We start from the raw sequence: 25,792 nt of genomic DNA, 5'->3' as shown, positions 1-25,792 counted from the left end.
AGAGCCCCTTGTCGATTTCGCAACGGCCCGAGAACAGATCACCACAAAGAGGCGCGAGGGAAGATCTGTCACCGCGGCGGCCGATCGTCCCCCTGCTTTACCGATGAATCGGCTGCATTGTCCCATTGGGGAAATGCCGTCCGTCTGCTCAGGCAACTCCCACCTTTGTCCCAAGATGGGAATTGCCGGTCGGGTTCCAGCCACCGCTATGCGGGCAGTTGGAAGGCCCAATTGCCGATCAGTACGACGGCAACGCCAGCCACCAGCGCCAGATAGGGTAAGAAGCCGGCCTTCTTGACACCCATATCCTGGCCAACCAGTCCGAGGTCATCCATGGCCCCGTCCGGGAACTTGCCGCCGTCGCGGACATAGTGCCTGTAGGCGAATACAGGCAGAATGAGAGCCGCGAAGGCAAAACCGATCCAGAGAGCGTTCGCATAGCCCCAGACCTTGGCTCCGGCGCCGAGGAAAAGCGCATTGACGAAGGCAAGGATGGTATTCAGGCCGATGAGCCAGGAGGGCGCCTTCCACGGACGCTCGACGTGACCCGAATCCACGCGATGAATCCAGCCGGAATTGAGGTTGAGGAAGTTGAAGATGATGTAACCGACATTCGACACGGCCAGCACGAAGAAGTAGCCGCTGGCGTCCGATGCGATGGCAAGAAGGAAGAGATTGAAGGCGAAGTCCGTCCACATCGCCCTGGTAGGCGCACCGTTCTCGTTCACATGGTCGAGATATTTCGGCAGCCAACCGTCCTTCGAGCCCTGGTAGAGCGTGCGCGACGACCCTGCCATGGCGGTCATGATCGCCAGGAACAGCGCCAGGATCATCAGGATGACGAGCAGTTGGGTGACGACCCGACCGGCACCGATGAGACCGCCAAGCGCCTCACCAACGCCCGTGCCATCGACGATGCCGGGCGCCAGCATGCCGGCATGACCAAGCACGCCCTGGAAAGCGAAGGGCACGAGGAAGAAGAACAGGCAGCAGGCGAGCCCGGAATAGAAGATCGCCTTGAAAGTATCCGTCTTCGGATTTTTCAGTTCCCGCGTATAGCAGACGGCCGTTTCGAAGCCGTAGGTCGACCACGCCGCGATATAGAGGCCGCCGAGGAAGAGCGTCCAACCGCCATTGGTCCAGGAACCGTCGGTGGCGGCATAGGCTCCGGTCGGCGGCACCAGGCCGGTCACGTTTGCCGCAATGATCTGGCCGCTGATGATGGGGTAGACGCCGATGATGAGCAGCGGCACCATGACGATGATGGCGAGCCACTTCTGCACGCTCGCCGTCTCGGAAATGCCGCGATGCTGAATGGCGAAGATGATCAGCATCAGAATGCCGCCGATGAAGAAGGTCGCATTGATGTTGGCGGTCGCGAGGTAGGGAATACCGAAGCTGACAAGCGACCAGTTGCGTATCGCGGGCGTGAGGGCGGCAACGCCATCGGCACTCAGCAGTGCCTTGACGGCGTCGGCGGGCGACGTGCCGGCATGGGCCGCAATATATTCGGTGACACGCGGACTATTGTCAGCAATGGACGTGGCATGGGCCGTGATCCAGCTCAGCACGGCCTGCGAGTCTGCTGCCGGAATGGGAAAGAAGGCGTTGAGGATATAGCCGGCCGCGATAGCGCAACCGAGCGACAATACCGGCGACCAGGCGAACCAATTGCACCAGACCGAAAGCGGCGCGACGAATTTCGAGTAGCGCAGCCATGCTGTCGCGCCGTAGACCGAGGCGCCGCCTGATTTGTTGCCGAACATTCCGGCGATTTCCGCATAGGTAAAGGATTGCAGAAATCCCATGATCATCGAGATGATCCAGACGACGAAGGCGAGCTTGCCGGTTGTACCGGCGATGCCGCCGATGGAGAAAAGAACAAGCGGCGGCACGCCCGCGGCCACCCAGAACGCGCCCTTCCAATCAAGCGCGCGTATAAGCTTACCTTCTGTACCAGCGGGAACGCCGGCATCCACAATATCCGTCATTGGTGAAGTTCCCCATTTTGTTCCGGACGTTTTCTCGTCTTATTCCCTGAACGTGCTCCCCGAATATTCCGGGCTTGCCGGCCATTTTCACCTGCCGCGTCTACGCGCGATTCCAACCGGTGCGCCCTTTATGCATAGTCAAGATATTTTCTTTTTAGTCAACATCCCTTTACTTTTCCGCACCGTTTTGTCAGCATGATTTTGGTGTTCTGCCGTGTGTCGTTCCCGAGAGGCTCATTGTGAGAGATCCCAACCCGCCACTATCCGGAATTCGGCCCATACCGGCGAGCATCATGCGCTATCCGGGCGTCTTGGCATTGCCGCGCGACACCGAACGCTATCGCTGCAAAGGTGGTGGGTCGCTCCTTCTGCGCGTCGAGCCCGGCGATCATGTTTCGGTCACCGACAGCGAGGGCGGCCAAGTCTGCGAGCTGACCTTCGTGGATGAGAAGGGCCGCTTTCAATCTGCCGGACTGGGCACTGCCTTCACCGGCGAGGCAGCAGGCCTGAAAGCCATTCTTTCATCTCCCGATGAAACTGCGGCGCGCCTGCGTGCTGCACTGGAAAGGCGCGGCGCCGATCCGGCGTCCGCGGCAGCGTTGCGCATCTTCGGCGCGTCGTCACCGGCAGGCAGCACGGCGGAATTCACCATCGCCGTCAAGGGCCTTCTGATCGCCTGCGCGCCGGCAACCGCGATGTCGCCCGAAACGCAGGACACCGCGACGCCCATCGAGGTGAGGATAAGGCGAACCACCATTCGGCTTGACTATGCGTCTGCACTGCCTGAACCGCTAGCGGATCCGATAGAAGACATCCGTATCAGGGCAGCGACGGCTTCGGCCTACTTCGTGCGCGCCGGCGAATTCATCCAGGTCATCGACGTCTCTGGCCGGCAATGCACCGATTTCCAGGCCTTTGCCGCCCGCAAGGTCGACAAGGGGCTTGATCTCGCGCTCGATTCCACCGTCACCCGCACCCTGATTGGCCGCAGCTATCCGATACCTGGCCTGCCGTCGAAAGCCTTCGACCGCGATTTCGAGCCTCTGGTCGAGATCGTCCAGGATACGGTCGGCCGCCACGACGCCTTCGCAACAGCGTGCAATTCCCGTTACTATGACGACATGGGTTATCCGGGCCATGTCAACTGCACGGATAATTTCAATGCCGCCCTGGATCCTTACGGCATTGCGCCGCGCAAGGGTTGGGAGGCGCTCAATTATTTCTACAATACGCGGATCGACCACAACAATCAGCTCTATCTCGACGAGCCCTGGTCGCGGCCGGGCGACTATGTGCTGATGCGGGCGCTGACCGATCTCGTCTGCGTGTCGTCCTCCTGCCCCGACGACATCGACGCTGCCAATGGCTGGAATCCGACTGACATCCATGTGCGCACCTTCTCCGGTGCCGAAAAGTTCACACGAGCGGTGGCTTACCGAATGACCCCAGATGCCGATGCCGAACTGACCCGCGAAACCGCCTTCCACCCACGCTTGTCGGCAATGACGCGCGACTATGTCGAATATCGCGGCTACTGGTTGCCGAACAGCTTTGCCGGCCATGGTCCGACCGCGGAATACTGGGCCTGCCGCGAGGCGGCGGCGCTGATCGATCTCTCTCCGCTGCGCAAATTCGAAGTCACGGGGCCGGATGCCGAGGCGTTGCTGCAGCACTGCCTGACCCGCGACGTGCGAAAACTGTCGGTGGGGCAGGTCGTCTACTCGGCGATGTGCTACGAGCATGGCGGCATGATCGACGACGGAACGCTGTTCAAGCTCGGCGACAACAATTTCCGCTGGATCGGTGGCGATGATTTCAGCGGCATCTGGTTGCGCCAGCAGGCGGAGAAGATGGGCTATCATGCCTGGGTCCGTTCATCGACCGACCAATTGCACAATATCGCCGTGCAGGGGCCGAAGAGCCGCGACATCCTCAAAGAGATCATCTGGACCTCGGCCAAGCAGACTGCGCTGGCCGATCTCGAATGGTTCCGTTTCGCCGTCGGCCGTATCGGCGATTTCAACGGCGCACCAGTGGTGGTTTCCCGCACCGGATATACGGGTGAACTGGGCTATGAGATCTTCTGCCATCCCAAGGATGCGGTCACCGTGTTCGACGCCGTCTGGAAAACCGGTGAACCGCATGGGCTGAAGCCGATGGGACTGGCGGCACTCGACATGCTGCGCATCGAGGCAGGTCTGATCTTCGCCAACTACGAGTTCAGCGACCAGACCGATCCGTTTGAGGCCGGCATCGGCTTTACCGTGCCTCTCAAATCCAAGACTGATGATTTCATCGGTCGCGAGGCGCTGGTCAAGCGCAAGGAAAATCCGCGCCAGGTGCTGGTCGGGCTCGATATCGCGGCCAATGATCCTGTCGGCCATGGTGATTGCATCCATATCGGCCGCGCCCAGATCGGCGTGGTCACCAGCGGCACGCGTTCGCCGTTCCTGAAGAAGATGATTGCACTGGCGCGCGTCGATATTCTCTATGGGACGCCCGGAACCGAAGTCGAGATCGGCAAACTCGACGGTCAGCAGAAGCGCCTGCCGGCAACAGTCGTGTCGCTCTCGCATTACGACCCGCAGAAGTCGCGGCCTCGGAGCTGACCGAAGCAGACTTTCGTTGGCAAGCCAACGAGCGATCCGCTTCGTCCTTTGTTTTGTCGCAGGTTCTTGTCGGAAAACCGCGGAACACTTTTCCGGAACCTGCTCGATCACCCCGCCTTGCGCTGGGCAGCCGTTATGGCGCGCGCTGCGGCTTCAGAATCGTTTGCCAGCGCCCGCATTTCACTCGCGAGCACCGCAAATCCCTGGCCGGCAGTGCCGGCGCGGGCGGCTTCGATGCCGGCATTGACGGCCAGAAGCTTCAGATAGCGCAGTGAGTGCAGGATTTCCGAGGTCTTGGAGGCGGTGATGCGCATTTCCGCCGTCTGTGCATCGAGGCGCTGATAGAAGGATTCGATATTGATGATGCTGCCTTCGAGATAGAGCAGGTTGCCATCGTCACCCCAGACGCCGCCGCCGGTTTCCGTCACCCAGATATAATGGCCCTTCTGGTGGCGGATACGATATTCCATCGTCCAGTCCGATTTGTTCTCGATAGCCTTGCCGACCAGTTCGTCCATGCGCGGGACATCTTCCTCGCACATGATCGAGGTGAAGGTACGGACACGATTGCCGAGAATCTCGTCGGCCGGATAGCCGAAGACGCGGGCGACGCCGTCGGTCATCTCCAGCATGGTGTAATTTTCATCAGCACGGCACCGATAGAGGAAGCCGTTCATGCGGCCAAGAACACTGTCTTGAAAATCCATGGCTTCGGCTCGCATCGATCACGACCTCATCCGGATGAGTGTTGCTGAATATGAATAATAAAACCTTACTCTCCGCACGCATTTGTGCGGGAAAGGGTGCATTCCAGGCGTTTGGCATACAGGATGGCGGAGGCTTGGCTCCTCTTTCCTCAACGGGAAAGAGGAGCAGGCGGCCTACGCGGGCTCCGTCGAACGCTTATCGTTATGGCACTCAATTCCGCAGATAGGCTTCCATGGAATCGTCGAGCTCATCGAGCCACGGCGTATGATGTTTGGGCGACATGGTGCCGGTCATCAGCGAGCGGTAGGCATTGTCGCGAAAGCCCATGATGTTCTCGCCCTTGTGATGCTCCCATTCCATGAAGGTCTTGTTRGTCGCCTGGATGTCGAACGAAGGATAGTCGGTGGCATCGATCAGCTCCTGGACATAGTCGCCCTGGAACCAGATCATCTGCTCGGCATCCTCCAATGTCTCCTCGCGGGCGCGCCATTTGTCGAAATCCGCTTTCAGTTCGGCTTCCGGCGGCAACTCGACACGGCCGAGAATGATGTCGCGGACATACCAGGCCTGGGCATCGAACATGTTGAACGTGTAGAACTGGTCCTGCATGCCGATGAAGAACAGTTTTGGGTTCTTCATCGAAACCACACCCTTGTGGAGCCCGTCCGACCACATCCGGTTGCCGGTCGTCAGGCGCAGATTGTCCGGCAAGAAGGGGAAGTGGTGCAGATAGCCGGTGCAGAGAATGAGCACGTCGACATCTTTGGTCGAGCCATCCTTGAAATGGGCAGTCTTTCCGGCAAGCTTGGTGAGCAGCGGCCGCTCCTCGAAGCGCTCGGGCCATTTGAAACCCATCGGCTTGGAACGATAGCTGGTGGTCACGGACTTGCAGCCGTATTTCCAGCATTGCGACCCGATATCCTCGGCGGAATAGCTTCGGCCGACGATCAGCACGTCCCTGTCCTTGAATTCCAGCGCATCTCGGAAATCATGCGAATGCATGACCCGGCCGCCGAAACTCTCCACGCCGTCGAAATAGGGCACGCTTGGGGTCGAGAAATGGCCGGATGCGACGATGACATCGTCGAATTCCTCGTCATACATGCGGTCCTTGATGCGGTCATGCGCCGTGACGGTGAACTTACCGCTGGCGTCATCATAGGTGACCATGCGCACCGGCGTGTTGAAGCGCACCCATTTCTTGACATCCGCCTTCTCGACGCGGCCCTTGATATAGTCCCAGAGCACGGCGCGCGGCGGATAGGAGGCGATCGGTTTGCCGAAATGTTCCTCGAACGTATAGTCGGCAAATTCCAGGCATTCCTTGGGGCCGTTCGACCAGAGATAACGGTACATGCTGCCATGGACAGGCTCGCCGAATTCATCGAGGCCGGTGCGCCAGGTGTAGTTCCACAGGCCACCCCAATCCGCCTGTTTCTCGAAGCAGACGACTTCCGGGATTTCGGCGCCCTTCTGGGCCGCGGATTGAAACGCCCGCAACTGCGCCGTTCCGGAAGGGCCGGCGCCGATAACTGCAACTCTGGTCATAAAATGCTCCCCATTGGTCTTGTCTGAGCTTGCTTCCGGCGTGCCCCATCAGTCGGGCCAGATGCCCGGGCTGGTCGGCGCCCCGTCGTCGTATTTAGACAGCCATTCGACGGTCATGTCGCGGAAACGCGTCAGGCCCTTGTAATCGACGAGCTCGGGCGGCAGTGTCTTCAGCACGCGCGGCAGGCGGCGGCCCCATTTCGGCACCGTGGCAATCTCGTTCATATTGATAAGATAGCAGCGGATCACGAACAGGATGGCGTTAGAACGTGGAAGGCGCCAGAGCGTCTGCAGTTCGACGCGCAGATGCACCTTTTCACCGACATTGTCAGGCGTCACCGTCGTGCGGTCCGCACCCCATTTGGGATAGTTTTCCGGGCTGGTATCGAGCCGCGGATTGATGGTCATGGTCCAGTTGAAGCGCCGGACCGGTTTGCCCTGCTGCAGGTTCAGCAGGAACTTCAGCGCCCGGTCGAAGACGCCGATCTGGTGGGCGAGCGGCACAGGCCCATGCCATTCCATGAAGTTCATGCCGATGTCGAAATCGAGCGACCAGTCGGCTTGGGTGGTCACCATGCCGGCATCCATCCAGAGATTGCCGTCGCGCTGATCGACAATGCAGAAATCGCCCTGCGCCTGCCGGGTGATGTATTCCATCGGCTCATAAGGCAGGGTCGAGCGGTCACCAAAGGTAAAGGTGTCGTCGATGCCCAACGGCCGGTTGATCCAGCGCCATTGATCGCCATTCCTGATCAGCGTGAAGTGCTCGGGATACCCCGCGGCCTGCTGCTCCATCAGGAGTTCCAGCGTATCCCATTGCGCCGTCATCATATGCGGCAGCGCCTGGCAGCGTAGCGGATCCTCCTTCAGCACCAGCGCCCGGTCATGCATTTCGGCGACATAGTGCTCGTCAACGTCGATCAGGCTCTCGTAGACGGTATTCCTGGCGCCGAGAACATGCGGCTCCATGTTGACCGAATACATGTATTCGTCGCGATCGAAGGGAAACGGAAACCGCCTGATATTGTCGGGACTGTTGCGATAGGTGAAGTCGTCGCGAAACGTCTCTTGTTTGAACACGATTGCCATTCGCAAAGTCCCCTATTTCATTTTGCCGACTAAAGATCGAGCGCCAGCGACTGTCCTTTGAAGCGCGAGACGCAAACCATGATCTTGCGTCCGCTCGCTTTTTCCTCGTCTGACAGATAGATGTCGTTGTGCTGCAACGTGCCGCCGCAGCGAACGACGCCTGTCTCACACTGGCCGCAGGCACCGCCGCGGCACATATAGGGCGCGTCGACGCCGGCTTCTTCGACGGCCTCCAGAATGCTCTGGTGGTCGCCCACCATGATCGTCTTGCCGCTGCGCACCAGTTCGACCTGAAACCTCTCGCCGGGCGGCGGGGCCAGGAAGCGCTCGAAATGCACATTCTCCTTCGGCCAACCCGCCTCGCGGGCCGTGTGAAGACAGTAGTCGATCATGCCGGCCGGGCCGCAGACATAAAAATGCGTGCCGAGCGGCTGGTTGTCGAGAATCCGGACGAGCGGGATGCGGTCCCCGGCGTCATCGAAATAGAGCTTGACGCGCTCCGGGCCGTATTCGTCGAGCAACACCTGCCAATAGGCGCCATGCTCGCGCGAGCGCATGGCATAATGAAGTTCGAACTCCGTGTGGCTGCGGCGGAACTGCGACATCATCGCCAGGAACGGCGTGATGCCGATACCGCCGGCGATCAGGATATGCTTGCGCCCGCGCGCATCGGCCGGGAAGAGATTGACCGGCTGGCTGATCGTCATACGGTCGCCTTCACGCACCTTTTCATGCATGAAGACAGACCCGCCGCGCGAATTCTCGACCTTGAGGACGCTGATCTCAAAGCAGGAGGGTTCGTGCGGCGGCGACATCAGCGAATAGGGATTGCGGCGCAGATGACCGCCGTCCTGCATGGTGACCACGACATGGGCGCCGGCGGAAAAGATCGGCAAGACCCCGCCATCCGTCCGCTCGAAACGGAAGCGCTTGATCTTGTCGGTGACGTCGGTGACCTTGGCGACGCGAACCGGGATATCCGCATTGATGCTCACGTAAACAATTCCTCCGGTTCCGGTGCGGTGCCCGGCTCTTCGGCATCGATGTTGACGCCCTGGAATGCCGCGAGCCGGCGGGAATAGTGATCGCGGACCAGGAGCGACAAGCCACAATGGCTGCAGGTGAACGGGCTGACCGTAACATTGTCGGTCGTGCCCTTGCAATGAACGCACTGCACCCGGCGCGCCAGCGAGCCGCGATGCTCGGTCGGGATGGAGCGAAAGTCCATACCGAAATCGATCGCCATGGCCTGCGCCTGACCGATGAACCCTTCCGTGCCGGAAATATAAAGGCGCGTGCTCATCGTGGCATTGTTGAGCGAGCCGCGCAGGCGGAACAGCAATGTCTCGATGCTAGGCGCCTGCCAGCACTGGTCGGCCCCCAGCGCGGTCAATGCGGAGAAATGCTCCCTGGTCCGCGAAGCACCTGCCGTGTAGAGGATTTCGCTGCGCGCCAGCGCCTCTTTTGCCGGGTTCTGTTCGAGGAGGGCGAGTGTGCCCTCCCCCTCGAGCGCGAAAATGTGCCGCTTGGCATAGGGATCGATGATCAATCCCTCATAGACCGGCCGGCTCTTGATTCCTTGAACGAGCATGATGCGCGCTCCTCAGCCGATCGCCGTCCGCTTCTTCTTTTCCGGATCGTCGAAGGTGATCGTGTGCGCGATCGCCTTGGCCGAAACATTCTTGCCGCGCACGTCGAGCGGCGTGCCCTGCTTGGCGACATCGACGTCGAGGCGGGCGATGGCCATCGAACGGTTGGTGAGCTTAGAATAGCTGGGACAGGTGATCACCCCGACCTTCCTGTCGCCCTGATAGACCTCGTCGCCGAGATCGGTCGGGCCGTCAGCCTCGATCAGAAGACCGAAGATCTTGAAGCGTTCCTTGCCCTTGAGACGGTAATGCTCCTCGGCGCCGCGGAAGCCCGTCTTGCCGGGGCTGACGGTGAAATCGAGGCCGAGTTCCCACAGCGAGTCACCCGGAGGCTGGTCGGCAAAAGGATACATCTGCGAATTATCGTAGGGATAGAAGAGCAGGTAGCTTTCAACGCGCAGCATGTCGAGCACCGAGAAGCAGCAAGGGATGATGCCCATGTCCTTGCCTTCGTCGAGGATGCGATCCCAGACCATGCCGGCATCCTGGCCGCGTACAAAGATCTCGTAGCCGCGCTCGCCGGTATAGCCTGTACGCGACAGCATGATCGGCGCGCCGAACAGCGTCGTTTGCATGTGATGGAAATATTTGAGGTCGCGCACGCCGGGGACATGCTTTGCCAGGAAATCGACCGCCAGCGGCCCCTGCAGCGACAGGTCGTGCAGGTCATCGTCGAACAGCACGGCGCAATTGCGGCCGGCAGCCTGCTTGACGAGCTCCTCGTGGCCCGAGCCGGAGCCATGCACGAGCATCCAGGAATTCGGGCCGTTGCGATAGACAATGCAGTCATCGGTGAACATGCCGCGATCACTCAGCATGCAGGCGTAGACCGATTTGCCGGGATAGAGCTTGGAAACGTCGCGCGTGGTGATGTAGTCCAGCACTGCAAGGGCATGCGGACCGACCAGATGCACCTTTTTCAAGCCCGAAACATCCATCAGGCCCGCCTTGGTGCGGACAGCGATGTGCTCTTCGTAAATGTCCTTATCGTAGGACCACGCGGTTCCCATGCCGCTCCAGTCCTCGAGTTTCGATCCCAGAGCACGGTGCCGGTCCGCCAAGGCGGAGAAACGCCATGATAATGCCATCTCGTTCCCTCTTTCTTATATGGAATAATTATTTCCTGACTATATTCGCCTTTAGCGAGATGGCAAGCCCGGTCTGGCGCGAATTCCATCAAAATTTGGGCGGCATTAGCCCGCGGCGCGATGGGTGATAATGACGGTGCCGACCGTCAGCATGGCGGTCGCTTTGGGATCGACGCCGTCCGGAAGTCGGCGTCGCTGCATAGGGTAACAACAGAGGCTTCCGGACAAGAGACATCGACATCAGCCGCCGCCGGAATATCGCCGCCGCGCACTATGGAACGGTATCCTTTGTGCGCGATCAGCCGGCCTCCAAGAAATCGAACACCCGGAATAAACTTCTCCCATCAGGGCGATTTTTCCGCCGGGGAAGAAACCTCGCGATCGATTTCTTCGGTTCTTGCCGACCCCGGTCTTATGCCGAAGTGATCCTTGTAAGCCCGGGAGAAATGCGAGGCGCTGGAAAAGCCGGTTGCAAAGGCGATTTCGGAAATCGACAACGGGCTCTGCTCTAGCAGCTTCCTCGCATGGTCGAGCCGGACCATGCGGTAGGTGGAGACAAATCCCCGAGGCAACTGCGTATTGAACAGCCGATCAAGGTGCCGTTCGCTGACACCCGCCAGCCGCGCCATTGTCCGGCGATCGAGCGGATTTTCGATCGTCGCTTCCATCTTTTCGAGTACCGCGAGCAGGGCCGGATGATGCGTCCCGAAACGTTCGGCGGAGGAGCCGCGCTGCGGTGCGGACGGTTCGGCAACCGCGGTGTGCAGGTACCAGTCACTGACGCGCCGGGCAAAGACCGACCCCATCCGTTCTGCGATCAAGGCATGCATCATATCGAGCGGTGCGATGCCGCCGCCGCACGTGATCCGGTCGCCATCGAGCACATAGCGCGCCTGCCGTGGCGTGAGATGCGGGAAAGCCTCCCTGAGGATCGGCGCATGTTCCCAGTGAATGGTAAAGTCGCGATTGTCGAGAAGGCCCGCCGCAGCCAGCACGAAGGAACCGCTCGATATGCCGCCGATGCGTACACCCAATCGGGAGAGCCGGCGCAACGAGCCGTAACATGCCTCCGCTGCGGCCCAGTCGGCCGGCCCGCCGCCGGCGCAGACGAAGACGGTGTGCAGATGCGCATCCCCGTGGCCAATGTCCTCGCAGGCGATTTCGACGCCGCTCGAACTCCTGACTGCGCCGCCGCCGAGCGACAAGGGCACCGTTCTGTAGAGGTTTCGTCCGGCGAGCAGGTTTGCGGCGCGGAGAGGTTCCGTCGCCGACGCATAGGACATCAGCGCGAAATTGGGCAGCAGCAGGAAGCCGAACTGCTGGGTGCTCTTCGTGTCGGCGGATTGCATAGCCCAATTCTATACTGATCCGTCCCATGAGTGCAATGAAATCTGCGCGGCCCGCCATAGCCTACAGAAGCATTTATATCAGGAACCAATCGTCCATGCGCTATTCGGCCCTTTCAATTCTGCTGAACGGCCTCCGTGGCAACACGGCCTGGAAGCCGGCATGGCGTGATCCCCAACCCAAATCTAGATACGACGTGATCATCGTCGGTGGCGGTGGCCACGGTCTTGCGACAGCCTATTATCTCGCCAAAGAGTTCGGCATCACCAATGTCGCCGTGCTGGAAAAAAACTATGTCGGCTCCGGCAATGTCGGCCGCAACACGACGATCATCCGTTCCAACTATCTTCTGCCGGGCAATAACCCGTTCTACGAACTTTCGATGAAACTCTGGGAAGGGCTGGAGCAGGATTTCAATTTCAACGCCATGGTCTCGCAACGCGGCGTGCTCAATCTCTACCATTCCGATGCCCAGCGCGATGCCTTCACCCGGCGCGGAAACGCGATGCGCCTGCACGGTGTCGATGCAGAATTGCTGGACCGCGCCGCCGTCAGAACGATGCTGCCTTTTCTCGACTATGACAATGCCCGGTTTCCGATCCAGGGCGGCCTGTTGCAGAGGCGCGGCGGCACGGTGCGCCACGATGCCGTGGCCTGGGGCTATGCGAGGGGGGCCGACAGCCGCGGCGTCGATATCATCCAGGGTTGCGAGGTCACGGGTATCCGCCAGGAAGGCGGCAAGGTGGTCGGCGTCGAGACAAGCCGCGGCTTCATCGGCTGCGGCAAGCTGGCGCTCGCGGCTGCCGGCAATTCGTCACAGGTCGCGGCCATGGCCGGGATGCGGCTGCCGCTCGAAAGCCACGTGCTGCAGGCTTTCGTCACCGAGGGCCTGAAGCCATTCATCGATTGCGTCGTCACCTTTGGCGCCGGGCATTTTTACGTTTCCCAGTCCGACAAGGGCGGCCTGGTCTTCGGCGGCGACATCGACGGCTATAATTCCTATGCCCAGCGCGGCAACCTCGCCACCGTCGAACATGTTGCGGAGGCCGGCAAGGCGCTGATCCCCGGCATTTCGCGCGTCCGCGTGCTGCGATCCTGGGGTGGGATCATGGACATGAGCATGGACGGTTCGCCGATCATCGACAAGGCGCCGATCCGGAACCTCTACCTCAATTCCGGCTGGTGTTACGGCGGCTTCAAGGCAACGCCCGCGTCGGGCTTCTGCTTCGCCCATCTCCTGGCGCGCGACACACCGCATGAAACGGCAAAAGCCTTCCGCCTCGATCGTTTCGAACGCGGTTACATTCTCGACGAAAAAGGCCAAGGCGCCCAACCCAACCTTCACTGACACCGCCGGCCGAGGACATCAAGGAAATGGCAAGTCTCGTTCCCTGCCCGCATTGCGGCGCCAGACCAAAGGAAGAATTCACCATCAAGGGTGCCGTGCTCTCCCGGCCCGAACCGGATGCCGGAGGCGAGGCCTGGATGAATTATGTCTACCTGCGCGACAACCCGCGCGGCGCCTATGAGGAATATTGGCATCATACGTCCGGCTGCCGCCGCTGGCTGGTGGTCAGCCGCGACACCGCCACCCACGACATCGCCGGCAGCCGCGATGTGGCCCCCAATGTCGGACGGGGGCGCGGCCGATGAGTTCTTATCGTCTTGCAAAGGGCGGATTGATCGACCGCGCGTCGGCGCTGTCGTTCACATTCGATGGCACACCGCTCAAGGGATTTGCCGGCGACAGCCTGGCCTCCGCATTGCTGGCAAATGGACGGCTGCTGGTCGGCCGCAGTTTCAAATATCATCGTCCGCGCGGCATCCTGACCGCGGGAGCCGCCGAACCCAATGCGCTGATGACCATCGGCAGCGGCGGGCGCACCGAGGCGAACACCCGCGCGACCATGCAGGAACTCCATGAGGGCCTCGAAGCGAGGAGCCAGAACCGCTGGCCGTCGCTCGATTTCGATATCGGCGCGCTGAATAGCCTGCTTGGCCCGTTCCTCGGCGCCGGCTTCTACTACAAGACTTTCATGTGGCCGGCGGCCCTCTGGGAAAGGTTCTACGAACCATTCATCCGCAAGGCGGCTGGCCTTGGCAAGGCCACGTACGAGGCCGATCCCGACACTTACGAAAAGTGCTGGGCACATTGCGACCTGCTGGTGATTGGCGCGGGACCCGCGGGCCTTGCCGCAGCGCTGAGCGCCGGCCGGGCCGGTGCACGCGTGATCCTTGTAGACGAACATTCGACCACGGGCGGCTCGCTTCTATCGGAAACGGCGACCATCGGCGGCGAAACTGCGCAGGCCTTCGCCAGGCGCATTATCGACGAACTCGAATCCCTGCCCAATGTCCGCGTCATGACCCGCACGACGGTGTTCGGCTGGTATGATGGCAATGTCTTTGGTGCGCTCGAGCGGGTGCAGAAACATGTTCGCGATCCGGAACCCAACCGTCCGGTCGAGCGACTTTGGCGTATCGCAGCCAAACGCGGCCTGCTTGCAACGGGAGGCGAAGAACGCCCCCTGGTCTTCGGCGGCAATGACATTCCGGGCGTGATGATGGCGAGCGCCATGCGCAGCTATCTCAATCGATACGGCGTCGCCCCCGGGCGCAGCACCGCAGTCTTTACCACCAATGACAGCGGCTATGCGCTGGCGCATGATCTCGAAGCCGCAGGCGTCGGCGTCGCCGCCATCGTCGATAGCCGCGCAGACCCGAAATACGCCTATTCCGGCAAGGCGCGGGTGATCAGAGGCGCGGTCGTTTCGGACGCCCGCGGCGGCAAGGCGCTGAGTGCGATACGCATCACGAAAGGCAACGCCACGGAAGATATTTCTGCAGATGCGCTGGCCATGGCGGGAGGCTTCAGCCCGATCATCCATCTTGCCTGCCATCGCGGCGGCAAGCCGCACTGGTCAGACGAGCAGGCGGCATTCCTGGCGCCGTCGGGCCTCGTGGGATTGGATCTCGCCGGTTCGGTGACCGGAGCGGTCAGTCTCGCCGACTGCTTTGCCGCCGGTGCTGGCAAGGGTGCAGCCTTCGCCGCGGAACTGGGCTTCAAAGGCGAGCCCTTTGCGGCCGGCGCGATCGAAGGCGAAATTGCCGCACCCGCCACAAGGCCGCTCTGGACCATTCCCGGCGTCAAGGGCAAGGCCTTTGTCGACTATCAGAACGACGTGCACCATAGAGATCTCGACCTCGCGGTTCGCGAGGGCTACGGTCATGTCGAGCTTGCCAAGCGTTACACCACCAACGGCATGGCGACCGATCAGGGCAAGCTGTCGAATGTCAATGCCATCGGCCTGTTGGCCGAGGCGCGTGGCGTGTCGCCCGCTGATGTCGGCACGACGACCTTCCGGCCGTTCTACACCCCGATCTCCTTCGGTGCGCTGACGGGTTCTGCCAGCGGCCATCATTTCCAACCGGTGCGCAAATCTCCGCTGCACGACTGGGCGAAGAAGAACGGCGCCGTCTTCGTCGAGACCGGCCTCTGGTACCGCTCGTCCTGGTTCCCCAGGGAGGGAGAAACCAACTGGCGGGAGAGCGTCGACCGGGAAGTGCTCAATGTCCGGCGCAATGCCGGCATCTGTGACGTCTCGATGCTCGGCAAAATCGAGATCTGCGGCAAGGACGCCGCCGAATTCCTCAACCGCGTCTATTCCAATGCCTTCCTGAAATTGCCGGTCGGCAAGGCTCGCTACGGCCTAATGCTGCGCGAAGACGGCTTCATCTATGACGACGGCACCACCAGCCGATTGGAGGAAGACCGCTTTTTCATGACCACCACCACGGCCTATGCCGCCGGCGTCATGACGCATCTGGAATTCTGTGCGCAGGCACTCTGGCCGCATCTCGATGTCCGTCTCGCATCGGTCACCGACCAATGGGCGCAGATGTCGGTGGTCGGGCCGAAGGCGCGGATCATCCTCCAGGCGATTGTCGACGACGATATCTCCGACGCGAATTTTCCGTTCCTGGCGGCACGCGATGTCTCGCTGTTCGGTGGCCAGATCCGCGGCCGGTTGTTCCGAATTTCCTTTTCCGGTGAACTGGCCTACGAATTGGCCGTACCCGCTGGCTATGGCGAAAGCGTCGGCGATGCCCTGATGCAGGCCGGCGAGGAGCACGGCATCCAGCCCTATGGCGTCGAAGCGCTGAGCGTGCTGCGCGTCGAAAAGGGCCATGTCACGCATAACGAAATCAACGGCACGGTCATTCCCGCCGATCTCGGCTTCGCAAAGATGGTCTCGGCCACCAAATCGGATTTCATCGGCAAGGCGATGTTGAACCGCGAGGGGCTGATCGCGGAAGACCGGCCGAGCCTGGTCGGCGTCGTGCCGCTCGACCCCAAAAATTCGTTCCGCACCGGCTCGCATATCCTGGCCAGGGATGCCGCGCCGACGCTGGAGAACGACCAGGGCTATGTGACGTCCAGCGCCTATTCACCGCATGTCGGCTCGACCATCGGCCTTGCCCTCGTCAAGCGAGGACCGTCCCGTCACGGCGAGGAAGTGATGGTCTGGAACGGCATTCGCAAGGAGTTCACCCCGGCTCGCCTTTGCGATCCGGTCTTCTTCGATCCAGGAAATGAGAGGCTCCATGGCTGATTTCCGCATCGCCCACCGTCCTGCGGTCACTTCCGCATTCGCATCGCGAAAGGGCGCCATTTCGCTCCAGGCCCTGCCGGAGGGCCGGGTCATCCACATTCTGGGCAAGCCCGACGGCGAGGATCTGGGCGCCATGCTCGGGGAGCTCGCCGGCTCGGCTGATCATGGCGTGCGCACTGCTGGCCCGGGCCAGTGGTTCATCGTCGATGACCAGCCTATCGCCGTCGACGAGATGCAGGCGCTGTTCGCCAAGCTTGCGCCGCACGCATTCGGGGTCGACCAGAGCCATGGCCGGGTGCGCATCGGCATCAGCGGCCGCGCCGTCGCCGATGTGCTTGCCAAGGGCACGGCCGTCGATATCGAAACCCTGGCAGCCGGCCAGTCGGCGACGACGTTGATCGGCCATATCTCCGTACACATGACCCGCACCGGACCCGAGACATTCGAACTCATGGTGCTGCGCGGCTTTGCGGAAAGCCTCTGGGATGACCTTGTCCGCATGAGTGCCGAATATGCCTGACCGGCTGCCGGGGAGGACTATCCCCCTGTCGATTTGCTTGCAAATCAACGACCTCAGAGCATCTTTGGCTTGACACCCGAACAGCCACACCTCATATTCCTTTCGGGAAAATAATTTGCCTATTATGCAAGAATGACCACTCGGCTCTGGGAGGAGGACGCATGGTTACGCAAAGCGAAGGCGCCGTGGAGGCGGACCTTGCGCAGCGCATCGACAGGATGCATTCGCGCGATCGTCTGGGTCTGATTATTTTCATTGTCGTGCTCTGGTGCACGATGCTTTTCGCGCTTTTCACCGTCTGGCCCTACGTTTCGGTTCCGGCTATCCGCGCGATCCTGGCCATCTTCTGCGCGCTCGTTCTGATCTTCAACACGGCGGCGATCGTCGCCATGCTGAAACACTACACGGAAGACAAACACTTCATTTACGGTCTCGACCTGAAGCACCTGGACGAGATGCGGGCGCGTCGGCGGTAGAGCATCTCCGGGTGAAAGCGAGCCGCCCGATATGCTCTATCTCTTTGTTTTTATGCAATTCTGGCCGCAAACCCGCTTCGTACTTGTGCTGGAATTGCTCTAGGAGGACAACACCATGGCCTATAAGCCGCCGCAGCAGGGTCTCGCTGCGCAGATTTTCGACGTCTTGACTCTTCTGGTTTTGACCGTCGGCGCACTTTACGTGCCGCTCTATCTCGGCCTGGCGGGCGCCTCCAAGACGCCGGCGCCGATCGCCAATCCAACCTGGGAGTCGCTTGGTCAGAATGCCACCGAGCAACAGCAATGGCTCGCCCTTGGCGTCACGGACCCGGCGGCGGCCAATGACATCGTCACGGCACGCTTCGATTATTCGTTCAGCTGGGCGGCGCTCGCTGTGATGGTGGTGCTGGTGATCGGCTATTTCATCCTGATCGTGAAGCTTTCCGACAGGGAATATCGGGACGTCATCGCGGAGCGCTTCGGCGACGATAAGAAGTAGGAGGGCATCATGGATATCTGGACCATCCTGGAATATACCGCCTGGGCACTGTCGGCGATCTTCGCTGCGGCGATGCTCTACGACATGGTGCGCGTCGATGCGACTTACGACAATGATCTGCTGACCTCATCGCGCGAAGGCGAGATCGAGGCTGCGGCCGAGCGTCACGTGATCTGAGGGCGGAACATGGCGAACACCACTTCCACCACCGCACAGCCGCAACGACTGCAATTGTTGCGCGTTCTCGGCCCGGCCCACATCTGGGCGCTTGGCGTCGGCATCGTGCTCGTCGGCGAATATATGGGCTGGAATTTCTCGATCGGCAAAGGCGGGATGATCGCCGGACTGGTTGCCTGCTGGGTAGCCGGCCTGCTCTACACCTGCGTCGCCATGATCGACTCCGAAGTCACCTCGACCGTGGCAGCCGCCGGAGGCCAATATGCCCAGGCCAAGCACATCGTCGGCCCGCTGATGGCTTTCAATGTCGGCCTCTTCCTCGTCATGGCCTATACCATGCTCGAATCCGGCAATGCCATCACCATAGGCTTCCTGCTCGACACGGTGGCGGGCCTGCAAGGCCATACCGGCCTGCATCAGCAGCCCTTTATCATCCTCTCCATCATGTTCCTCGCCTGGCTGAATTATCGCGGCGTGCTGGCGACGCTGAACTTCAACCTGGTCATCACGGCAATCGCCTTTCTGGCCATTATTGCGCTTTTCCTGGTCGTCCAGTTTGGCGGTTCGGCAGTCGCGCTCGACTTTTCGGCCGTCACCACGGATCCGATGCCCTATGGCTGGGTCGGCATTATCGCATCCGTCCATTTCGGGCTCTGGTACTATCTCGGCATCGAAGGCACCTGCCAGGCGGCCGAGGAAGTCCGCTCGCCGGCGCGTTCACTGCCCTACGGCACCATGGCCGGCATCATGACGCTGCTGATCGCCGCGACCATGACCTGGTATGTCTGCTCCGGTCTGATCCCCTGGGAATATCTCGGGCAATCCGGGACGCCGCTTTTCGACGCCGCGCGCGTGACCGGCAGCAAGGACCTGATGGTGTTGCTGTTCATCGGCACGATGTTCTCGACGCTGGCTTCGGCAAACGGATGCATCAACGATGCCTCGCGCGCCTGGTTCTCGATGGGCCGCGACCGCTACCTGCCGATCTGGTTCGGCGCCGTGCACCCCGTCTATCGGACGCCCTATCGCTCGATCGTCTTCCTCGTGCCGATCGCGCTGATCTTCGCGCTCGGCGCGCCGCTGGATCAGGTGGTCACCTTCTCGATCCTTTCGGGCCTCCTGGGCTACACGTTCATGACCTTCAACATGGTGATGTTCCGCAACAAATGGCCACTCGGCAGCATCAAGCGCGGCTACGTGCATCCGCTGCACCCGCTGCCGACGATCGTGCTCCTGCTGCTGTGCTCGACGGCTTATGTCGCAGTATTCCTGGGCTATGGCACGCAGCTGATTGCCATGGTCGGCTTCTACATCATCGCATCGCTGTGGTTCCATTTCAGGCGCTATCGATATGTCAAGCGCGGCGACCAGTTCACCATGCCCTGGCCGAGGCCGCAGGGTTACTGATGAGGTTGGGAGGCGGCCTTTCGGCCGCCTTCCTGTTTTCTGGCGGGAGGGCAATGCGATGGTGAACTCTCTGGTGTTGGCCTTCTCGCTGCTTGCCTGTTTCTGGCTTGCCGCGCGCGCCGTCCGTGAGCACAGGCTGACATTGGCCGCTCGCCGGTCGATGCTGGATGAAGCCGGGCAGATCCTGCGCGACGTGAAATATGCTGTCACCCCCGATCATTTCCCCAGCGTCGCCGGCAAGATCAGCGACGGCACACCGGCGAGAATTGAGCTCTGCGTCGATACGTTGGTTCCACGCCGCTTGCCTCAACTCTGGTTGCGGGTCACGCTCTACGAATTGGAAAGCCGCAACGTGCCGTCGATCGGGGCACTTTCGCGCCCAACCGGCTCGGAATTCTACTCACCTGTGCATGAACTATCCCATTGGCTGGCGCCGTCGGATATCGGAGTTCCGCTTCTCATGCGCGGCACCGAGATTGCGGACGATCCAAAGTTCGGCGATTTGCGGCAATGCATCGCCTCCCCTCTCATCGATCCGGCAGTGAAGGAAGTCCTCATCACACCAGGGGCAACACGGATCATGATTCAGGCCGCGGAAGGCGACCGGAAGGCGCACATGCTGCTGCGCCAGGCACGATTTGCAGTGCAGACCGTGCCGCTTGCAAACATCCGGCAAGCCATTGCCGCGGCACAGGAGCTCCGAGCGCGCGTCGCGCGGTTTGCGGAAATCACCCAATCTGAAGCCGCGTGAGGATATGATGTCAAAACCGCTGAACCTTTACCTCGTTCTTTTCCTGGCAATCATATTGCCGGGCGCGGGCCATGTCAGCATCGGCGAGGCCAGACGCGGGTTAACGTTCGCTCTGTTCGTCGTGCTGTTTTCGATCCTGACCTATATGACGACGACCCCGAATCAGAGCTTTGTCGGCCGGCATGCCGGTGGACTGTTCATTTGGGCCTTGTCGATCCCAGACGCTTATCGTCGCGCACGCGTCAACCAGTTGCTGCCCAAAAACTGACTCGGGGAACGGTGGTTAGGATGAGTTCAATATTTGCCGGCCACCTGCGACCCCTTTTACCCGTCTGATAGTCGGGAAAGCCGGCAGGATTCTGCTCAAATGAGGGTTTGCGCAGCCGCGGGCCACATCAGCATGTCAAGTGGCGCAGATGACAAGACTCGCTTTCAGGCTGCTGCTCTAACGCTGTGGGTCACATGGGCTCTGATGGCTTCACGGGCCTCGGCGGCCGACGAAAAGATTTTCCCATCGAGATCCATGACATCGAATTTCACTGCCATGAAGGCAAGGCAGCCGTCACGTGGAAGAAGAACTCCAACCGGGACCCCCTGGTATTCGATAACCTGCTTCATCACTGATTCTCCGATCAAGACGAATACTCACTGGCTTAAGACGAGCGGACGCAGTCTGCGTCACATTCGAACGCGGCAACCATGCACTTTCTGGATCGGAACCGTCGAAAGGAAACTTGCGAATATACCCAAGACACTCTCCTCTTCATCCCGGGTTGGTCCATCGGTCGACCGAGCTTGAAGGTACATCACATGTTTAGCTTGTCAAGAAATATAGAATGAATTTCCAAAAGTATGATATTTGATGCCGATATCAGGAATGGTATTTCAGCTTCGTTCGCTGCGACGCAACATGGTTCCCGCATTGCGAAAACTTGGTCACCCCCGAACAAACGCGTGCGCATTGCCATGTGCAATGGGAGGACAAAGCGCAGCGCTGGCGGCCTCATCTTGATCGAATTCCTTCGGACGATGCGAGTTTCGATCGGAATCACAATGGTTTGCGCCGTATCAATGCCTGACCATCGTCGCTGAGCCCAGTGATAAGCTTTCTCTCATCAAAAACCGTTGATTCACCGCTGCGCGAAAACGGCTACGCTGGCTTCGCGAGCGATAAATCTCGTAGTAGGTTACCGATGGCGGAGACGATGAGCCTGGCCGCTGAAGATACCACAGGGAGCGCCGCAGGGGGCATTATGCGAATCATATTCCGATGTGACCCGATCCTGGCCGAATATTTGCCGCGGCCCATTCTGGCGCGCGGCGCGTTGCCGGACTGGTTGCGCGCCATGCCAGCTACCGCCCATTCGGCAATTCACGGCCGCGACATACGCACGTTGAAACAGTGCCCTCCCGTGGTGGACGCGATGGCATACGGCTTCATGATCCTTTTGCCTTGCGACGTGATTGTCGACAAAGGGGTCTTCTCATGGAATTGGGATATTCCGTCGCCGCTGACCGAGAAACATCCGCGCGCGCCGCTGAGTTTTCATACGCCGGCGCAATTGACTGGCAGTCCGTTCGAGATCGCCGGTCAGGCAGCGATCAAATTCAACAGCTTTTGGACAATCCAGGTCGATGACGGCTGGTCGCTCTATGCGACACATCCTGTCAATCGCGCCGATCTTCCCTTCCGGCTTGTCACCGGCCTTGTCGATTCCGACAGGTTCACCGATGGCGGGATCAATTTCCCGGCGATCTGGACAGAGCCCGAGTTCTCAGGCGTGCTGGCGCGTGGAACGCCCGTTGCACAATGCTTTGCGGTTCCACGCACTGTGCCCGAGCTTGTTTTTGAGGAACTGGATGCCGAGCGGCAGGCTGCCTATGCGGAGACGGTTGCAGCCGTGCTTTCAACGCCGGGCGTCTATCGCAAGCGATTTCGAGCCAGGCGCGGCCGCGCCGCTCACCAATAACTGGCGCAAAATCGCCTCGTCGAGCCACAGCCGACCGTGGGGTGCTGAGGTGAGAGCCATGGCAATCATTCCGAACGTGGAGGCGTCCAGTGCATAGGCTCTTGAAAACGCCGCCATGGCTTCATCCATTCTGCCCGCCTCCTGCAAGACGACACCCAGGTTGACCGCAGCCTCCGGCGCATCCGGGTTCAGGTCGAGCACATGCCGGTAGGCCTCGGCTGCGCTGTCGAATTTCCTGAGATCGTGCCGCACGAGCGCCAGATCAAACCAGATTCCAGGATGGTCTTCGAGCGCGATGGCACGTTCGAGCAGTTGTTCGGCTTCAGCGAGGGCACCACTTTCTCTCGCCAAACCGCTGAGGCGTTTCAAAGCTTCCCGGGACGTCGGATGGGCATTGAGAACCACGCTCCAGGCATCGCGCGCAGCCGGCCCGTCGCCCATCTGATCGTAGATTCGGGCTTTCTCGACCAGAATCTCCAACCGGGATTCTATTCTTGCCGCCTTCTCAAGCTGCATCAATGCCGCATCCAGTTTATCCTCGGCGCGATAGATCTTGCTCGCGAGGATCAGGGCTGGCGCGTTCCTCGGCTGGGCGGCGAGACTGGTCTCTATTTTCTCCCTGGCGTGGGGAAAATCCTCGTCCGCAAACAACACCGCCGCCAGAAGATGAGAGAGTTGCGGATCCCCTGGAAACCGATTGAGACCCGCTTCGCAAAGCTGTCTTGCCTTTTGACGATTGCTCTCATTGTATGCCGCCACGGCACTCGCAATGATCGCCAAACGCTCGCTTTCGTTCATGCGCACGCCATCCAGATGCTCCAGAGCGCAATCGCTCAAATCGTCGAGCGGATATTTATCGGTCGCCAAGATCGAGCCGTCAATTGCGGCAAATTGGGCGTGCTCGATTGGCAATAGAAAACATGAATAGTGCGATCACCGTGCTTGGTGACAAACTGCTTCGATATTGTAACCATCCGGGTCGAGCACAAAGGCCGCATAATAATGGTCGTGATATCGCGGACGCAGGCCCGGACCGCCATTATCGCGACCGCCTGCCGCAATCGCTGCCTCGTAGAAGGCGTCGACATGGGCACGGCTTTCCGCACTGAATGCGACATGGAGGCGCGGGGTCTGAACCGCACCGCCGGCAATCCAGAATTCACCGCCGGGATCGGTGCTTTTTCCGTAGCCTTCGGTCACGCCGAAGCCGACTGCCACGCCAAAATCCTTGCAAATTGCAAAACCCAGAGGCGCCAGCGACGACGCGTAGAATGCGCGAGACTTTTGAATATCCGAGACGTTAATACCTGTGTGATCGATCATCGACTTCTCCTCCTGCTTTACGCGATCTTGTTGGCTCTACGCGTTGCGACCCGCATCAAACGCCGTAGATTTCCCGAATGATATCCTGTGGATAGGCTCCCAGGCAGCCTTCGACCGCAGTATTGGTCATGATCGCTGCCGAGATACCTTTCACAGGATCGATGAACCAGCTATGGCCATAGACGCCGCCCCACTGTACCGATCCCTCCGACATCGGATTCCCAGCCAGTACCGGGTCTTGAATCACCGCACCCAAAAAGGAAAACCCCTGGCCCGGTCGGTCTGGGCGCGGAATGTCGCCTATCTGGTTGAGAAGTGCGGCCTTCGCTGTCGCAGGCTTCAAGATCGGCGCTCCGCCCCGGCGAACAGCCTCGAGAAAGATCATAAGATCCGGCGCCGTGCCCACCATGCCGGCGCCGCCGGATTGAAAAGCCTTGGGGTTGAACAGCCGGGTTGGCGCAAAAGTCATCAGATTGCCTTCACTATCCGGAACGAGATGACGATCGGACATCCTGACAGCAGCCGGATCCGCATCGGCATAGGGTGTGGCAAGCCGCTCCAGATCGCTGACCGAGAAGCCGGTGTCGCTCATCCCCAGCGGTTCGGTTACATGACGACGCACCGCTTCATCCAGACTGCACGCTTCGATCCGCGCAATGACTGCCCCAAGAACGTCGACGGCGATGGAATAGGACCAGAGCGTACCCGGCGCGGCCAGGAGCGGAAAGGTCGACAGCCGGCTGAAGTTCTCCTCGAAATCGAGGTCTGTATCGGAGAGGCCGCCGTTGTACATCCGCTCCGGTGGCGTGGTTGCGGAATCGGCGCCATAGCTGAGGCCGGCCGTATGGGTCAGCAGGTGGCGGATGGTGATGTCGGCCACCTCCCCATCCGGCCGCCTGGGCTGGAAATAGGGAAGATAATCTCGCGCGAGATCGTCAAGCGCCAGCCTGCCCTTGTCGACCAGAGCCAGAGCAGTGGCTGCCACGAGTGGTTTGGTCACCGAAGCAAGACGGAAAATCGTGTTCGTCTCAATCGGTTTTCCCATTTCGCGATCGGCATGACCAGCGGCCCGGCTGTAGACGGTCTCTCCGTCTTCAGTGACGATCACGACAGTGCCGACGATCTTGCCGTCCCTGATCGCTCTTTCCATAACCGCGTCGATCCGCGCCTTCATTCCAACCGTCCTCCAGTGTTTCCGAACAAGCGGACACAGAGCTACATGTTCTCTCTATGTTCCGCAAGGTGCGGCATCGACCAAAGGAGAGCTCATTACTTTAGCATCGGGGATTTTAGGACACGTTTCGTCGCGGAGTGGGCAACCCCCTGTAATTTCTAGTGTTAGTGTCCTGATCATCGCAAGATGGGTGCGTGTCACGGCTGTGGCACCGGGAGGCACATGTCGCGGATGGATATTGGACGGGTCTTGATTGCGGAGCGAAATCCGCTGGTGATTTCCGCCCTTCGCGGCCTGTTTTCCGACAAGCCCGGCTTTGAAATTATCGGGACAGCGCGGTCATCGACCGAACTCTGTGACAAGCTGGCCGTCATCGAAACGGACTGTGTTCTGCTCAGTTGGCAGCTCGACGACGCCGACGCGCCCGAGGTGCTTGCCAATATCGGCCGACGCGGATTCGACCCCCGCATCGTCCTCTTCGCCGACACCGTCAACCCGTCAGTCCTGAGCGAGACGGTCCGGTTCGGCGTCAACGGTCTCTGCTACCAGTTCGAAGATCCGGAGATCCTGTTTGCCACACTGACGGCGGTCATGAAGGGGCGGATCTGCATTCCCTATACGGTGCTGTCGAAAATATCGACCACCCCGTTCCAGCAGCTGACCTCGCGCGAGACCGAACTGCTTGGCATGCTCGCCAATGGCTGGACCAATACGCAAATTGCCAGCCGCACCGGCATTTCCGAAAATACCGTGAAATATCACCTCAAGAATCTCTACGACAAGCTTGAGGTGCGCAATCGCGCCATGGCCGTTGCTCTTTACGCCAAGGAACGCCGGCGCAAGGCCGACTGAC

25 protein-coding genes are annotated in these 25,792 nt (G+C 60.3%); 13 read left to right on the top strand and 12 right to left on the bottom strand.

Annotation, left to right across the window (positions count from 1 at the left end; genetic code table 11):
* Positions 1-206: 206 nt before the first annotated feature.
* Entirely contained in the window at positions 207-1,991 is a 1,785-nt protein-coding gene (locus tag AC1DYF_RS08825; protein WP_477876333.1) for an APC family permease, read from the bottom strand.
* A gap of 293 nt (positions 1,992-2,284) precedes the next feature.
* Here AC1DYF_RS08825 and AC1DYF_RS08820 point away from each other — a divergent pair, with 293 nt between their 5' ends.
* A complete protein-coding gene (locus AC1DYF_RS08820) occupies positions 2,285-4,600 on the top strand; it encodes a DUF1989 domain-containing protein (RefSeq protein WP_477876332.1) in 2,316 nt (771 codons plus the stop codon).
* A gap of 107 nt (positions 4,601-4,707) precedes the next feature.
* Here the strand turns inward: AC1DYF_RS08820 and AC1DYF_RS08815 are convergent, their stop codons facing one another.
* The 7 genes from AC1DYF_RS08815 to AC1DYF_RS08785 form a co-directional block, all read right to left on the bottom strand.
* On the bottom strand, positions 4,708-5,307 hold the full coding sequence (locus tag AC1DYF_RS08815) for a PAS domain-containing protein (RefSeq protein WP_477876331.1): 600 nt from the start codon (positions 5,305-5,307) through the stop codon (positions 4,708-4,710).
* A gap of 211 nt (positions 5,308-5,518) precedes the next feature.
* Positions 5,519-6,856, bottom strand: coding sequence for an NAD(P)-binding domain-containing protein (locus AC1DYF_RS08810; protein WP_477876330.1), 1,338 nt, complete (start codon positions 6,854-6,856; stop codon positions 5,519-5,521).
* A gap of 48 nt (positions 6,857-6,904) precedes the next feature.
* Positions 6,905-7,945 carry a heme-dependent oxidative N-demethylase family protein gene (locus AC1DYF_RS08805; RefSeq protein WP_477876329.1) on the bottom strand — a complete coding sequence of 347 codons (1,041 nt, stop codon included), beginning with the start codon at positions 7,943-7,945 and terminating at the stop codon, positions 6,905-6,907.
* Between the two features lie 29 nt (positions 7,946-7,974).
* Positions 7,975-8,940, bottom strand: coding sequence for a PDR/VanB family oxidoreductase (locus AC1DYF_RS08800; RefSeq protein ID WP_477876328.1), 966 nt, complete (start codon positions 8,938-8,940; stop codon positions 7,975-7,977).
* On the bottom strand, positions 8,937-9,536 hold the full coding sequence (locus AC1DYF_RS08795) for a dimethylamine monooxygenase subunit DmmA family protein (protein WP_477876327.1): 600 nt from the start codon (positions 9,534-9,536) through the stop codon (positions 8,937-8,939). Before AC1DYF_RS08795 ends, AC1DYF_RS08800 begins: the two co-directional genes overlap by 4 nt.
* A gap of 12 nt (positions 9,537-9,548) precedes the next feature.
* A complete protein-coding gene (locus AC1DYF_RS08790; protein ID WP_477876326.1) occupies positions 9,549-10,682 on the bottom strand; it encodes an aminomethyl transferase family protein in 1,134 nt (377 codons plus the stop codon).
* 344 nt (positions 10,683-11,026) lie between these two features.
* Positions 11,027-12,031, bottom strand: coding sequence for a GlxA family transcriptional regulator (locus AC1DYF_RS08785; RefSeq protein WP_477876325.1), 1,005 nt, complete (start codon positions 12,029-12,031; stop codon positions 11,027-11,029).
* Between the two features lie 95 nt (positions 12,032-12,126).
* On the opposite strand from AC1DYF_RS08785, the gene AC1DYF_RS08780 reads away from it, so the two are divergent.
* The 10 genes from AC1DYF_RS08780 to AC1DYF_RS08735 all read left to right on the top strand — a co-directional run bounded on the left by AC1DYF_RS08780 (position 12,127) and on the right by AC1DYF_RS08735 (position 20,740).
* A complete protein-coding gene (locus tag AC1DYF_RS08780; protein WP_477876324.1) occupies positions 12,127-13,377 on the top strand; it encodes a sarcosine oxidase subunit beta family protein in 1,251 nt (416 codons plus the stop codon).
* 26 nt (positions 13,378-13,403) lie between these two features.
* A complete protein-coding gene (locus tag AC1DYF_RS08775; protein ID WP_477876323.1) occupies positions 13,404-13,682 on the top strand; it encodes a sarcosine oxidase subunit delta in 279 nt (92 codons plus the stop codon).
* Entirely contained in the window at positions 13,679-16,642 is a 2,964-nt protein-coding gene (locus AC1DYF_RS08770) for a sarcosine oxidase subunit alpha (RefSeq protein ID WP_477876322.1), read from the top strand. Before AC1DYF_RS08775 ends, AC1DYF_RS08770 begins: the two co-directional genes overlap by 4 nt.
* Positions 16,635-17,162, top strand: a complete 528-nt coding sequence (locus tag AC1DYF_RS08765; RefSeq protein WP_477876321.1) for a sarcosine oxidase subunit gamma family protein — start codon at positions 16,635-16,637, stop codon at positions 17,160-17,162. Before AC1DYF_RS08770 ends, AC1DYF_RS08765 begins: the two co-directional genes overlap by 8 nt.
* 161 nt (positions 17,163-17,323) lie before the next feature.
* Positions 17,324-17,638, top strand: a complete 315-nt coding sequence (locus AC1DYF_RS08760) for a hypothetical protein (RefSeq protein WP_477876320.1) — start codon at positions 17,324-17,326, stop codon at positions 17,636-17,638.
* A 115-nt stretch (positions 17,639-17,753) separates the two neighbouring features.
* Complete coding sequence (locus tag AC1DYF_RS08755; protein WP_477876319.1) at positions 17,754-18,137, top strand: hypothetical protein; 384 nt, start codon at positions 17,754-17,756, stop codon at positions 18,135-18,137.
* Between the two features lie 9 nt (positions 18,138-18,146).
* Positions 18,147-18,314 carry a hypothetical protein gene (locus AC1DYF_RS08750; RefSeq protein WP_477876400.1) on the top strand — a complete coding sequence of 56 codons (168 nt, stop codon included), beginning with the start codon at positions 18,147-18,149 and terminating at the stop codon, positions 18,312-18,314.
* A gap of 9 nt (positions 18,315-18,323) precedes the next feature.
* Positions 18,324-19,721 carry an APC family permease gene (locus tag AC1DYF_RS08745; protein WP_477876318.1) on the top strand — a complete coding sequence of 466 codons (1,398 nt, stop codon included), beginning with the start codon at positions 18,324-18,326 and terminating at the stop codon, positions 19,719-19,721.
* Between the two features lie 160 nt (positions 19,722-19,881).
* Positions 19,882-20,472, top strand: a complete 591-nt coding sequence (locus tag AC1DYF_RS08740; RefSeq protein WP_477876317.1) for a hypothetical protein — start codon at positions 19,882-19,884, stop codon at positions 20,470-20,472.
* A gap of 7 nt (positions 20,473-20,479) precedes the next feature.
* Positions 20,480-20,740, top strand: a complete 261-nt coding sequence (locus AC1DYF_RS08735) for a hypothetical protein (RefSeq protein WP_477876316.1) — start codon at positions 20,480-20,482, stop codon at positions 20,738-20,740.
* 164 nt (positions 20,741-20,904) lie between these two features.
* On the opposite strand, the gene AC1DYF_RS08730 is transcribed toward AC1DYF_RS08735, so the two are convergent.
* Positions 20,905-21,090, bottom strand: a complete 186-nt coding sequence (locus AC1DYF_RS08730) for a hypothetical protein (protein WP_477876315.1) — start codon at positions 21,088-21,090, stop codon at positions 20,905-20,907.
* A gap of 575 nt (positions 21,091-21,665) precedes the next feature.
* Between AC1DYF_RS08730 and AC1DYF_RS08725 the strand changes: the two genes are divergently transcribed.
* On the top strand, positions 21,666-22,442 hold the full coding sequence (locus AC1DYF_RS08725) for a hypothetical protein (RefSeq protein WP_477876314.1): 777 nt from the start codon (positions 21,666-21,668) through the stop codon (positions 22,440-22,442).
* On the opposite strand, the gene AC1DYF_RS08720 is transcribed toward AC1DYF_RS08725, so the two are convergent.
* From AC1DYF_RS08720 to AC1DYF_RS08710, 3 genes are all read right to left on the bottom strand, one after another.
* Positions 22,380-23,309: a tetratricopeptide repeat protein gene (locus AC1DYF_RS08720; protein WP_477876313.1), complete on the bottom strand. Its 930-nt coding sequence runs from the start codon at positions 23,307-23,309 to the stop codon at positions 22,380-22,382. The two genes, AC1DYF_RS08725 and AC1DYF_RS08720, sit on opposite strands and share 63 nt — an antisense overlap.
* 66 nt (positions 23,310-23,375) lie before the next feature.
* Complete coding sequence (locus AC1DYF_RS08715; protein ID WP_477876312.1) at positions 23,376-23,765, bottom strand: VOC family protein; 390 nt, start codon at positions 23,763-23,765, stop codon at positions 23,376-23,378.
* Positions 23,766-23,820: 55 nt separating this feature from the next.
* The gene (locus tag AC1DYF_RS08710; RefSeq protein WP_477876311.1) at positions 23,821-24,939 is read right to left on the bottom strand and encodes a serine hydrolase domain-containing protein; all 1,119 of its coding nucleotides are present in this window, start codon (positions 24,937-24,939) and stop codon (positions 23,821-23,823) included.
* A 222-nt stretch (positions 24,940-25,161) separates the two neighbouring features.
* On the opposite strand from AC1DYF_RS08710, the gene AC1DYF_RS08705 reads away from it, so the two are divergent.
* Positions 25,162-25,791 (top strand): LuxR C-terminal-related transcriptional regulator, encoded by a 630-nt coding sequence (locus tag AC1DYF_RS08705; protein WP_477876310.1) that lies wholly within the window; start codon positions 25,162-25,164, stop codon positions 25,789-25,791.
* Position 25,792 lies beyond the last annotated feature (1 nt).

This window comes from Rhizobium sp. P2_G9, assembly GCF_056403475.1.
Note: the sequence above shows the minus strand (reverse complement) of the source record. Positions and strands in the feature narration are given on the sequence as shown.